Raw genomic sequence first — 11,111 nt, 5'->3', positions numbered from 1 at the left:
ATCTCATTTTATCGGCTCTTTCCGTTATGTATGGATTCTTTTAATTAGTCTTCGATGTTTCTTGCTTCGTTGATACCGCTGGCTAAAGATTCCATTAAGGATAGTTCTTTGTCTGTAAAGCTATCCATGTATTTCTCTATCTGTAATCGTCGGGTGCTTTTTACCAAGTTATTAGCAGGTAAGAAAAATTCATCAACGGAAACATGAAGTAACGATACAAGGTCATAAAGAACTTGTATGCTGGGGTGTTGCCCTTTATTTTCAATATTAGTTAAGTACCGTGGGTCAATTTCAATCAATGCTCCCACTTGTTCACGAGTTAAACCTCGTTTCAATCGAGCTTCTTTAATGGCTAAACCAAAGGCTCTAAAATCATATTTATCTTCTTTTTTACGCATAGTAGACCACCTCTATACATTTTATTGTTCCTACTGAATTAAAAACAGGTATAGAAAAACGTGTTATATGGTTTATAGGTTTATATTTAATAAAAAGCACTACTAAACGCCAATAAAAAAAACCGTTATATGGTAGTGCTATTTACGCTGTTAAAATATTGTATATTACTTCCAAATGGCGGTTTGTTGGAGGTCAACGTCGCCATGAAGTACATCATATACAATAAATTTCCTTACATTGGGTTCTTGTCAAAAAAAGTCGTCTATCTGCAATAGATAAGTACGTCCACCAATGTGGTTTTATAAATCATATAGATAGAATAACAGAAGCATGTAAACAGAGAAATAAATCTGTTTATATGCTTTTTTGGCTATTCAGAACTTTTTTACAAAGTTTATTTATCAGTAATGCAACAAATCCCCCTTTCACATTGGGACTAAGAGTGAAAGGAGATAAACGAGCAAGGCTCACTTCCTTTCCTAGACAGAAAGGGGGTGAGAAACATGAAACCATCTTCTTTTCAGACCACAATAGAAAATCAGTTTGACTATATCTGTAAACGTGCTATGGAAGACGAGCGAAAGAATTATATGCTTTATCTTTCAAGGATTGCAAAGCGTGAGGTGTCCTTTTCGGATGTTGGCGATTATCTTGTTAGCCAGTTTGCGACAACAGATAACTATTCAACTGACTTTCAGATTTTTACACTCAATGGGTTATCAGTAGGCGTTGAAAATGATTTGTTGAGTGAAGCATTACGTGAGTTGCCAGACAAGAAACGTGAAATTCTACTGCTGTTTTACTTTATGGACATGAGCGATTCAGAAATTGCAGACCTGTTGAAATTGAACCGTTCTACTGTCTATCGGCATAGAACCAGTGGACTAGCCTTAATTAAAAAGTTTATGGAGGAATTTGAAGAATGAAAACACAATATCCTATGATTCCCTTTCCTCTCATTGTAAAGGCAACAGATGGCGATACCGAAGCGATTAACCAGATTCTACATCATTACAGAGGGTACATAACGAAGCGTTCCCTACGACTTATGAAAGATGAATATGGCAATCAAAGTATGGTCGTTGATGAAGTCTTACGTGGAAGAATGGAAACCAGACTGATTACAAAGATTTTGTCATTTGAAATTAAGTAATATCCTCTCTCCTTTCGTGGAAGCGTGCTAAACCATTCCACGCTTCCCGAACAGGGAGGTTTGTTATTCCACCAAAGCATATTGAGCTTTCAATGTGTTTTGATAGGCTAACGAGCCATTGTTCTTTGAAAACTGAATAAAAGTAATCGAATACGTTTCGATAAGAAAAGAGCCAACGGAACTAACCGCCATGACCTATCTTATAAAGATAGCGAGCGATTCATGTTAGTGATCCGAGAAGCAATCTTTAGCAGGATTGCCTGCAACGACATTCTTATCGTGATAATGATACTCCCATACAGTCAATAGTCCGAGCGTGATAAAACCGTCGCAGGCAATGAGTATGGCTACATGAGAACCATGCAGGGGTGGAACTCCCGTGAGCTTTGCTAAAGCTGTTCGATTGCTGGTAAAACAACTTTTATGAAATCCAAATAAGTGATTTGGAAAGGAGGATTTTATGAAGCAGACTGACATTCCTATTTGGGAACGTTATACCCTAACCATTGAAGAAGCGTCAAAATATTTTCGTATTGGCGAAAACAAGCTACGACGCTTGGCAGAGGAAAATAAAAATGCAAATTGGCTGATTATGAATGGCAATCGTATTCAGATTAAACGAAAACAATTTGAAAAAATTATAGATACATTGGACGCAATCTAGCGTCGCCAAAGGGTCTTGTATATGATAAAATAGTATTAAGTCGTATCAAGGCTCTTTCCATAAAGGAAAGGAGCAAATGCCATGTCAGAAAAAAGACGTGACAATAAAGGTCGAATCTTAAAGACTGGAGAGAGCCAACGAAAAGACGGAAGATACTTATACAAATATATAGATTCATTTGGAGAACCGCAATTTGTTTACTCGTGGAAACTTGTGGCTACAGACCGAGTACCAGCAGGAAAGCGTGATTGTATCTCACTTAGAGAGAAAATCGCAGAGTTACAGAAAGACATTCATGATGGTATTGATGTTGTAGGAAAGAAAATGACACTCTGCCAGCTTTACGCAAAACAGAACGCTCAAAGACCAAAGGTTAGAAAAAACACTGAAACTGGACGCAAATATCTTATGGATATTTTGAAGAAAGACAAGTTAGGTGTAAGAAGTATTGACAGTATTAAGCCATCAGACGCTAAAGAATGGGCTATTAGAATGAGTGAAAATGGTTATGCTTATCAAACCATCAATAACTACAAACGTTCTTTAAAGGCTTCATTCTATATTGCTATACAAGATGATTGTGTTCGGAAGAATCCATTTGACTTTCAACTGAAAGCAGTTCTTGATGATGATACTGTCCCTAAGACCGTACTAACAGAAGAACAGGAAGAAAAACTGTTAGCCTTTGCAAAAGCTGATAAAACCTACAGCAAAAATTATGATGAAATTCTGATACTCTTAAAAACAGGTCTTCGTATTTCAGAGTTTGGTGGTTTGACACTTCCAGATTTAGATTTTGAGAATCGTCTTGTCAATATAGACCATCAGCTATTGAGAGATACTGAAATTGGGTACTACATTGAAACACCAAAGACCAAAAGTGGCGAACGTCAAGTTCCTATGGTTGAAGAAGCCTATCAAGCATTTAAGCGAGTGTTAGCGAATCGAAAGAATGATAAGCGTGTTGAGATTGATGGATATAGTGATTTCCTCTTTCTTAATAGAAAGAACTATCCAAAAGTGGCAAGTGATTACAACGGCATGATGAAAGGTCTTGTTAAGAAATACAATAAGTATAACGAGGATAAATTGCCACACATCACTCCACATAGTTTGCGACATACATTCTGTACCAACTATGCAAATGCAGGAATGAATCCAAAGGCATTACAGTACATTATGGGACATGCTAATATAGCCATGACGCTGAACTATTACGCACATGCAACATTCGATTCTGCAATGGCAGAAATGAAACGCTTGAATAAAGAGAAGCAACAGGAGCGTCTTGTTGCTTAGTAGTACAAATGAATTTACTACTTATTTACCACTTCTGACAGCTAAGACATGAGGAAATATGCAAAGAAACGTGAAGTATCTTCCTACAGTAAAAATACTCGAAAGCACATAGAATAAGGCTTTACGAGCATTTAAGAAAATATAAAAAGATAATTAGAAATTTATACTTTGTTTATATGAAAAATAAGGGTCTTGAAAAAATTCAGAGAGGCATTACAATCTTACAAGATTTAGAGTATGTAGATGGTGCAAGATATTATGAAAACTATTTTGCAAATCAGCTTTCAAATGAAGATTTGTAATATATTCTCGTTACATCGACTGATGAGAAATAAATAGCCTTGTAGATGGAGTGATAATTAGTAGTTTCTAGGCGCTAGAGTTTCTTTTTTCAGAAAAAAATATATTACAAAAAAGTGGGGAGTCCCACTTTTTTTGTTAGACTGGTTTCAATGAAATACTCTTTGAAATGTGAGAAAGGCCTGTTATGAAACTATTTTTAAGACATCATTTATTTAGAATACTGACCTTATCAAGGTTTTTGAGCTCAAGTGGAGCTTATATTTATAATCTGGTATTTATCGTTTATGCTGCGAGTCTACCCTTTAAAAATATAGCTGTATTTATGGCGAATATGATTACGATTTTACCTTTTCTATTTACTTTTTATGTTGGGATTAAGGCTGATCATACTCGGAATAAAGCAGGGACAATTATCTGGGTTGGTTGTGTGCAAAGTCTGCTATTTCTTTTGATTGCTAGTGTGATTCATGACCAGAACTTCGTAACGTTTGCTTTTATCTGTATGGTTAATATCTGTTCGGATATTTTATCAGATTATACAGCAGGCCTGCGTATGCCGATTATCCAGCATAACATTTCGGAAGATAAGCTCTATGAAGCTTATTCCTTTACTCAGTTTGTTTCCTATTTATCAAATCTAGGAGGTCAGTCCTTAGGAGTATGGTTACTCACAACCAGTCATCAAAATTTTTCTTTTGTTGCAATTGTGAATGCTGGCTTCTTTTTACTATCTTCTCTCATTTTGTTCAAAAATAGAAGAGAATTGACGCATTTGTCTGTAACGGTAGAGGATAAGTCGATTAGTTTACTTCAACAAGTTAAGGCAATCTATGCGGACATGGATGATATCTTTAGACAGAGAGAAAGTAAATCATTGCTTAAAATGATCCTTGTCATTTTAGTGATGAATACCTTGGGAGGAGCTGTTGGAGGTATTTATCACTTTTACTTATTAGACCATACTATCTATCATCTCAGCTATGCTCAAGCCCTATTTTTAATTGAATGTGTTAGCTTGGGAGGAGCTATTCTTGGTAGCCTAACTCCCCATGATTATTTTGGGAAATTGTCGTTTTCAAGTTTACTATCGCTTAATGCAATTCTGTTTGTCTTGCTTGCTACTGCTAATATTTTAGATTTTTCTCCTCTAGTAGGTGTTGTTTGCTTAGCCTTTGTCATGTATTTGATGTCGAAATCAATGCCTAAATTAGATACTCTGTTACTGTCTAATTTGAGCGCAGATGTATTAGCTCGAAGTAATAATCTCTTGAGTATGATTTTTTCCCTAACATTACCCTTGGGGATGTCTGTATTTTCCTTCTTAGCTTTACAAGATATTAGGCTTTGTTGGTGGGTGTTTTTGGTAGTGAGTGTGATAGGGTTGATTTTATCACTAGAAAAAAGAAGTTTTTCGGGTAAAAAAGTTTAACCTAGGGAAATCAGGCTTACTAGAAGGTCTTCCAGATTTGATTCGCGTGACGACTGTGACCTTGATTTCCCTTGTTGGGGAAACAGCTATGGCGGGGGCAGTTGGAGCTGGTGGTATTGGTAACGTAGCCATCGCTTATGGATTTAACCGCTACAATCACGATGTGACTATCTTGGCAACCATCATTATCATTTTGATTATCTTTGCAATCCAATTCTTGGGAGACTTCTTGACTAAGTCTTGAGCCATAAATAAAAAAGAGCTGTTTGGCTCTTTTTTAGTAATCAGATTTTCTGTGCAAATTTTTTACTCAAGGCTTGTCCAATCAAGGCACCAACTAGGGCTCCGATGACAATACTTGCGACAAATAGAAGGATGGTTCCAGGGTTTGGAGCAACCATGATACGGTCGATATATTCTTGTGATTTTCCTCTTGCTAGAAGGGTTGCCATATAGGTTTTGGGCGCAATCCACATAAGCAAGATTGGTCCTGTTGTACTAAAGGCAAAAATAAGGAAAGAAAGGAAGTTCTTAGTTTGGTTCTTGTATTTTCCGAGGTTAGCTACTCCATCTGCTAGGAGGCCACAGATAATTCCAGGAAGGAAGGCACCAGCACCGTGTTTAGTTCCCAAGAAAAAGAGAGCAATAACAAGACCGATAGTGGTAATGGCTCCAAAGCGTGGAACTTTTGCGACCAGAATCATATAGACGCTACCGCCGACAAGGGCAGTAAAGGCAGGCGCATAAAACATGTTTCCAGTTTGGTCAAAGAGATTGCCCAAAAGGACACCAATCCCCATGCAGAGGAAGTAAAGAACTGCAAAAAGAAGTGTAGTTAAGATAGATTTTTTCATGAATTGTCTCCTGATAATTTTTTCACAATTCTCATTGTACCATGGTTTGATGGGATTGTAAATGGATACTAGAAGTTTTTGAAAACGCTTGAAATATGATATAATAGTTTCATAGTTATTTTTAGGAGGATATCATGGGGAGATTTTTAGACTTTGTCTTTAATCGTTTCTTTTTAGGGATGATTGCGACAGCCTTCTTTTGGCTATTAACTTTAGCAGGAGGGACTATCCTTGGTCTAGCGCCGGCTAGTGCCACCTTGATGAGCCTATATGCAGAACATGGTTATAGCTTTCGGGAATACAGTTTGAAGGAGGCGTGGTCTCTTTATAAGCAAAATTTTGTCTCAAGCAATCTGATTTTCTATAGCTTTCTAGGAGTGGATTTAGTTTTGGTCTATGGCTTGTATCTCTTGGTACAATTGCCTCATCAGACTATTATTCATTTGATTGCGACCTTTTTGAATGTTCTAGTAGTTGCCCTGCTGTTTTTGGCTTATACAGTATCTTTGAAATTACAAGTTTATTTTGCCTTGTCCTATCGAAACAGTCTCAAACTATCCTTGATTGGCATCTTTATGAGCTTAGCGGCTGTGGCAAAGGTTCTCCTTGGAACTGTGCTACTTGTGGCAATTGGTTACTATATGCCTGCCCTACTTTTCTTTGTAGGAATTGGGATGTGGCATTTCTTTATCAGTGATATGTTGGAACCGGTTTATGAAAGTATCCATGAAAAATTGGCGACAAAGTAGGATGAAGCAGTTTTGGCTACATACGCTTCTGCGAACCTACAGTTCAGTTATGATCATTATTATTGCGAGTTTTGCAATTTTACTCTCTTACGCTGACTGGGATTCACGGGAAAAGGAAGCCCAGAGAGTAGCCCAGCGTGTAACTGCTAGAACAGTGAGTGAAATTGAATATTACCATAGAGAGTCAACCCAGATAGCTCAGGCTTTAGTTGAAAATCAAGCTCGTATTGAGGGAATCTATAAATACTTTAGCCTTAGCATGCCAGACTATTTTTACTGGCAATTAGAGCGGAAAGCTTCGCCTTATATATCAGTCTCTCTGCATGAAAATGTTGATGACCTCTATGTTCGAAATGATTTTGTAACTGGAGTGGCCATTGCTTTTCAAGATTACAAGGAAGTCTATGTTTCTACTAAAGACAAACGTAGTGGAGAAAAAATCAGGGCTGAGGATTTCAAACCAGCAGGAAATAGTTTTGCCATTCCAGTGTCAGACCCAGTGTCAGATCAAGACTTAGGAGTGATTTACATCTCCTTGGATCCTGCTGTTTTATACCATGCCATTGATAATACTAGAGGTCATACTCCGATGGCAGTAACAGTGACCTCACCTTTTGATACGGAGATTTTTCATATTGGTGAAACAGTTGATAAGGAGAGTGAGAATTGGCTCGTTGGCTTAACTTCTCATGGTTATCAGGTTCAGGTGGCAGTTCCCAAAAACTTTGTTTTACAAGGAACAGTGACTAGCTCTGCTTTGATTGTGAGCTTGAGCCTGCTCTTTATTGTCATTCTTTATCTGACTTTGAGGCAGACCTTTGCCAACTATCAAAAGCAGGTAGTGGATTTGGTGGATTCCATTCAGGCTATTGCCCAAGGAGAGGAAGGTCTTCGTATTGACACACTTGAAAAGGATCAGGAATTGCTCTTAATCGCGGAGACGACCAATGATATGTTGGATCGATTGGAAAAGAACATCCATGATATTTACCAGTTAGAGCTTAGTCAAAAAGATGCCAATATGCGAGCCCTGCAGGCGCAAATCAATCCTCATTTTATGTATAATACGCTGGAATTCTTGCGCATGTATGCAGTTATGCAGAGTCAAGACGAGTTAGCAGATATCATTTATGAGTTCAGTAGCCTCTTGCGTAACAATATTTCCGACGAAAGAGAAACTCTTCTCAAACAGGAATTAGAATTTTGCCGTAAATATAGCTATCTCTGCATGGTTCGCTATCCCAAGTCCATTGCCTATGGTTTCAAGATAGATCCAGAGTTAGAGAATATGAAGATTCCTAAGTTTACCTTACAACCGCTGGTAGAAAATTATTTCGCGCATGGTGTTGACCACAGACGGACAGATAATGTGATTAGCATCAAGGCTCTTAAACAGGATGGTTTTGTGGAAATTTTGGTGGTCGATAATGGTAGAGGAATGTCGGTTGAAAAGCTGGCAAATATCCGAGAAAAATTAAGTCAGAGACATTTTGAACACCAAGCCAGTTACAGTGATCAAAAGCAGTCTATCGGGATTGTCAATGTCCATGAGCGTTTTGTGCTCTATTTTGGGGATCGCTATGCTATTACTATAGATTCTGCAGAGCAAGCCGGTGTTCAGTATCGTATTACAATTCAAGATGAGTAGAAAGGGAGAAAATGTATAAAGTATTATTAGTAGATGATGAGTACATGGTGACAGAAGGTCTGAAACGTTTGATTCCCTTTGATAAGTGGGATATGGAGGTCGTCGCAACAGCCAGTCATGCCGATGAAGCCCTAGAATATGTTCAGAACAATCCCGTCGATGTCATCATTTCAGATGTCAATATGCCCGACAAAACAGGGCTTGATATGATTCGGGAGATGAAAGAAATCTTACCAGATGCTGCCTATATCCTGCTTTCAGGTTATCAGGAGTTTGATTATGTAAAAAGAGCCATGAACCTTAGTGTGGTGGACTATCTGGTCAAGCCTGTTGATAAGGTAGAGTTAGGAAATCTGCTGGAGAAGATTGCAGGTCAGCTCGGCGAGAGAGGAAAGAAAAGTCAGACCCTCAGTCAAGATTTAGACGAGGCTGGATTTGTTAGTTATCTAGGAGGTAAGGAGAATTGGTGGATAGGTCTATCCAAGGAAAAACAAGGCTCTTTCACTATTCCCTACTATGTATTGGGTCAAGACTGGCAGATTTTCATTTCTGACCAACCCCTAGATGGTTTAGTCGTTACTCCCTTTGAAGCTCCCTATCAAGAACACTTTGAACGCTGGAAGCTGAATGCTGAGAAAGCCCTCTTTTACGGTTCTGTAAATTTAAAACAGTCTGAGAGTCTCTTTGCCTATTACGAACCGATTTATAGGGTTATCATTCAGGGGAACCTCAATCAAATCGTGGAAGAGTTGAATCTTTTGGAGAAGGTAGTTCTTGAAAATACACCTCGTGTTCCGATTACCAAACAGCTTTTTATCCAGTTTGTCATGGATGTCTTTCACTTGTTTGAACATCTAAAAGCTGATGATATGACGGACATTGTCAAAACCATTCATGCTATTCAATCCTTCGATGAATTGGTTTCTTATATCAAGGAAACTCTGACCAGCTTTTTCGGTCAATACCGTATGAATGAAAATGTGGTCAGTGTGCTGGAAGTCATTGGTCGTGATTATCAGAAAGAACTTTCCCTCAAGGATATCAGTAAGGCTCTCTTTATCAATCCTGTCTATTTAGGGCAGTTGATTAAGCGAGAAACCGATTCGACCTTTGCAGAATTACTAAACAAACAACGTATTAAGGCTGCCCAGCAGCTCTTGCTTTCAACCAGTGACAGTATCGAAGATATTTGTTATGCTGTTGGTTACAGTAACCTTGGATATTTCTATAAAGTGTTCCGAAAATTGTGCGGAAAATCGCCAAAAGCCTACCGAAAACAGGTAGAAACGATACTGTAAGATTTGTATTCCTTTACAAAATGTGCTATAATAAAAATAATATTATTAGGAGGTTCTATCATGAAAAAGAAACCAATTTATCTATGGGTCTTGCTAATCTTGTCTGCTCTTATTTCAGCAATGTCTCTGTTTGGAATGTTGAGTCCCTTACCTAGCAAAGAAGCTCTTCGTGCCGCTCAGAAACAAGTTGCAGGGGTCAGTGCTCAGCAATTAGAAGACCAGCTTAATTACAACTATGGAGTAGCAGAAGCGTATCATTCTATTTTTAATATGGCCTTGATTGTGCTATCTGCTATTTTAGTGGTCGTAGCGATTGTCTTCCTTATTCGTAAGAATTTGCAATATGCAAACTATACTTACGTTGGCTATGTTTTGTTAGCTATTATCGGTTCGATTTATGGCTATGTTGGTTTACAGGACGCTGTGCAGTTGGTTCAAGATGAGAGCATGCGTTTGACAATGAGTATTGGTTCAAAAGCTGTCAGCATTTTCTATATCGTCATCAATGTTCTCTTCCTAGCTCTTGTCTTCTATAAGATGTGGCGTCAGCAGAAAGCCTTGGCAGAAGAAGAGGAAGCAGAAAATCTTGCCTAAGTATTGACAAAAAAGAACTATCAAGATACAATCTTGGTAGTTCTTTTTCGATTAAAAATAAAATCATGGAGGTACATATGAAGACAATTTCTTTAGTTTATATTAGTTTGAGTGGCAACACTGAAAGTTTTGTGACGCGCTTGAAAGATTATCTCTTGTCCCAGTACGAGGGGATTGAAGTCCAAAAGATTCATATCAAGGATTTGGTCAAGGAAGGTCATGATTTCTATGAAATGGACCACCCTTACGTCGCTTTTTTGCCGACCTATCTCGAAGGTGGGAATGGCGTGGATAATGGAGATGTCGAGATTTTGACGACACCCGTTGGGGATTTTATCGCCTATGGTGACAATGCTAGTAAGTGTTTTGGTGTGGTTGGTTCAGGGAATCGTAACTTTAATAACCAATACTGCCTGACAGCCAAGCAATACAGTCAACGTTTTGGCTTCCCTGTATTGGCTGACTTTGAAATGCGAGGCATGCTGGAAGACATCAAACGTGTCGCAGCGATTATTGCAGATTTGTATGAGTTGGAGAGGGAGAATTAAAGTCAATATGAGAGGCGCTTGGGATTTTTCAACTGTTTTTTTGAGTATAAACAGTCTTTGAGAACGTAAAAAAGCATAAGTTCAGGTCTTCGAAACCTTGTTCTTATGCTTTTTATCATAGAAATATTTGTTGCATTTTCTCTTGAAATGAAACCTTATACTCAATGAAAATC

General features: G+C 38.1%; 13 protein-coding genes and 1 pseudogene. 11 read left to right on the top strand and 3 right to left on the bottom strand.

Annotation, left to right across the window (positions count from 1 at the left end; all coding sequences use genetic code 11):
* Nucleotides 1-44: 44 nt before the first annotated feature.
* The gene (locus HT730_RS09290) at nucleotides 45-398 is read right to left on the bottom strand and encodes a helix-turn-helix transcriptional regulator (RefSeq protein ID WP_001227347.1); all 354 of its coding nucleotides are present in this window, start codon (nucleotides 396-398) and stop codon (nucleotides 45-47) included.
* Between the two features lie 504 nt (nucleotides 399-902).
* Here HT730_RS09290 and HT730_RS09285 point away from each other — a divergent pair.
* Nucleotides 903-1,325: a sigma-70 family RNA polymerase sigma factor gene (locus HT730_RS09285; RefSeq protein ID WP_000804885.1), complete on the top strand. Its 423-nt coding sequence runs from the start codon at nucleotides 903-905 to the stop codon at nucleotides 1,323-1,325.
* Nucleotides 1,322-1,552, top strand: coding sequence for a helix-turn-helix domain-containing protein (locus tag HT730_RS09280; protein ID WP_000857133.1), 231 nt, complete (start codon nucleotides 1,322-1,324; stop codon nucleotides 1,550-1,552). The genes HT730_RS09285 and HT730_RS09280 overlap by 4 nt, the downstream gene beginning before the upstream one ends.
* 225 nt (nucleotides 1,553-1,777) lie before the next feature.
* On the opposite strand, the gene HT730_RS10580 is transcribed toward HT730_RS09280, so the two are convergent.
* Nucleotides 1,778-2,029 (bottom strand): hypothetical protein, encoded by a 252-nt coding sequence (locus HT730_RS10580; protein WP_001845478.1) that lies wholly within the window; start codon nucleotides 2,027-2,029, stop codon nucleotides 1,778-1,780.
* Here HT730_RS10580 and HT730_RS09275 point away from each other — a divergent pair.
* The 4 genes and pseudogenes from HT730_RS09275 to HT730_RS09260 form a co-directional block, all read left to right on the top strand.
* Entirely contained in the window at nucleotides 2,013-2,216 is a 204-nt protein-coding gene (locus HT730_RS09275; RefSeq protein ID WP_000814511.1) for an excisionase, read from the top strand. The genes HT730_RS10580 and HT730_RS09275 overlap by 17 nt on opposite strands.
* 81 nt (nucleotides 2,217-2,297) lie before the next feature.
* Complete coding sequence (locus HT730_RS09270) at nucleotides 2,298-3,515, top strand: tyrosine-type recombinase/integrase (protein ID WP_001291561.1); 1,218 nt, start codon at nucleotides 2,298-2,300, stop codon at nucleotides 3,513-3,515.
* 487 nt (nucleotides 3,516-4,002) lie between these two features.
* Nucleotides 4,003-5,247, top strand: coding sequence for a transporter (locus HT730_RS09265; protein WP_173307416.1), 1,245 nt, complete (start codon nucleotides 4,003-4,005; stop codon nucleotides 5,245-5,247).
* A gap of 22 nt (nucleotides 5,248-5,269) precedes the next feature.
* Nucleotides 5,270-5,491: pseudogene (locus tag HT730_RS09260) on the top strand (ABC transporter permease); the annotation flags it as partial.
* A 40-nt stretch (nucleotides 5,492-5,531) separates the two neighbouring features.
* Here HT730_RS09260 and HT730_RS09255 read toward each other — a convergent pair.
* A complete protein-coding gene (locus HT730_RS09255) occupies nucleotides 5,532-6,101 on the bottom strand; it encodes an MptD family putative ECF transporter S component (protein ID WP_173307415.1) in 570 nt (189 codons plus the stop codon).
* A gap of 134 nt (nucleotides 6,102-6,235) precedes the next feature.
* Here HT730_RS09255 and HT730_RS09250 point away from each other — a divergent pair, with 134 nt between their 5' ends.
* The 5 genes from HT730_RS09250 (at nucleotide 6,236) to nrdI (ending at nucleotide 10,938) form a co-directional block, all read left to right on the top strand.
* Entirely contained in the window at nucleotides 6,236-6,850 is a 615-nt protein-coding gene (locus HT730_RS09250) for a DUF624 domain-containing protein (RefSeq protein WP_172922150.1), read from the top strand.
* Nucleotides 6,828-8,498 (top strand): sensor histidine kinase, encoded by a 1,671-nt coding sequence (locus tag HT730_RS09245; protein ID WP_345890430.1) that lies wholly within the window; start codon nucleotides 6,828-6,830, stop codon nucleotides 8,496-8,498. Before HT730_RS09250 ends, HT730_RS09245 begins: the two co-directional genes overlap by 23 nt.
* Before the next feature lie 11 nt (nucleotides 8,499-8,509).
* Nucleotides 8,510-9,796, top strand: a complete 1,287-nt coding sequence (locus tag HT730_RS09240; RefSeq protein ID WP_049513076.1) for a response regulator transcription factor — start codon at nucleotides 8,510-8,512, stop codon at nucleotides 9,794-9,796.
* A gap of 60 nt (nucleotides 9,797-9,856) precedes the next feature.
* Nucleotides 9,857-10,390 carry a hypothetical protein gene (locus HT730_RS09235; RefSeq protein WP_000729015.1) on the top strand — a complete coding sequence of 178 codons (534 nt, stop codon included), beginning with the start codon at nucleotides 9,857-9,859 and terminating at the stop codon, nucleotides 10,388-10,390.
* A gap of 77 nt (nucleotides 10,391-10,467) precedes the next feature.
* Nucleotides 10,468-10,938 (top strand): class Ib ribonucleoside-diphosphate reductase assembly flavoprotein NrdI, encoded by a 471-nt coding sequence (nrdI, locus tag HT730_RS09230; protein ID WP_004248363.1) that lies wholly within the window; start codon nucleotides 10,468-10,470, stop codon nucleotides 10,936-10,938.
* The last annotated feature ends 173 nt before the right edge of the window (nucleotides 10,939-11,111 follow it).

Origin of the sequence: Streptococcus sp. k-628, assembly GCF_013277475.1 — a bacterium.
In the GTDB taxonomy this organism is placed as follows: domain Bacteria; phylum Bacillota; class Bacilli; order Lactobacillales; family Streptococcaceae; genus Streptococcus.
The sequence above is the reverse complement of the archived record's forward strand: the minus strand, read 5'-3'. Positions and strand labels throughout refer to the sequence as shown.

What these genes read in the sequence shown, in the direction of transcription:
- HT730_RS09290 (WP_001227347.1), bottom strand. Translation starts at nt 398, where the DNA reads ATGCGTAAAAAAGAAGATAAATATGATTTTAGAGCCTTTGGTTTAGCC.
- HT730_RS09285 (WP_000804885.1), top strand. Translation starts at nt 903, where the DNA reads ATGAAACCATCTTCTTTTCAGACCACAATAGAAAATCAGTTTGACTAT.
- HT730_RS09280 (WP_000857133.1), top strand. Translation starts at nt 1,322, where the DNA reads ATGAAAACACAATATCCTATGATTCCCTTTCCTCTCATTGTAAAGGCA.
- HT730_RS09275 (WP_000814511.1), top strand. Translation starts at nt 2,013, where the DNA reads ATGAAGCAGACTGACATTCCTATTTGGGAACGTTATACCCTAACCATT.
- HT730_RS10580 (WP_001845478.1), bottom strand. Translation starts at nt 2,029, where the DNA reads ATGTCAGTCTGCTTCATAAAATCCTCCTTTCCAAATCACTTATTTGGA.
- HT730_RS09270 (WP_001291561.1), top strand. Translation starts at nt 2,298, where the DNA reads ATGTCAGAAAAAAGACGTGACAATAAAGGTCGAATCTTAAAGACTGGA.
- HT730_RS09265 (WP_173307416.1), top strand. Translation starts at nt 4,003, where the DNA reads ATGAAACTATTTTTAAGACATCATTTATTTAGAATACTGACCTTATCA.
- HT730_RS09255 (WP_173307415.1), bottom strand. Translation starts at nt 6,101, where the DNA reads ATGAAAAAATCTATCTTAACTACACTTCTTTTTGCAGTTCTTTACTTC.
- HT730_RS09250 (WP_172922150.1), top strand. Translation starts at nt 6,236, where the DNA reads ATGGGGAGATTTTTAGACTTTGTCTTTAATCGTTTCTTTTTAGGGATG.
- HT730_RS09245 (WP_345890430.1), top strand. Translation starts at nt 6,828, where the DNA reads ATGAAAAATTGGCGACAAAGTAGGATGAAGCAGTTTTGGCTACATACG.
- HT730_RS09240 (WP_049513076.1), top strand. Translation starts at nt 8,510, where the DNA reads ATGTATAAAGTATTATTAGTAGATGATGAGTACATGGTGACAGAAGGT.
- HT730_RS09235 (WP_000729015.1), top strand. Translation starts at nt 9,857, where the DNA reads ATGAAAAAGAAACCAATTTATCTATGGGTCTTGCTAATCTTGTCTGCT.
- nrdI (WP_004248363.1), top strand. Translation starts at nt 10,468, where the DNA reads ATGAAGACAATTTCTTTAGTTTATATTAGTTTGAGTGGCAACACTGAA.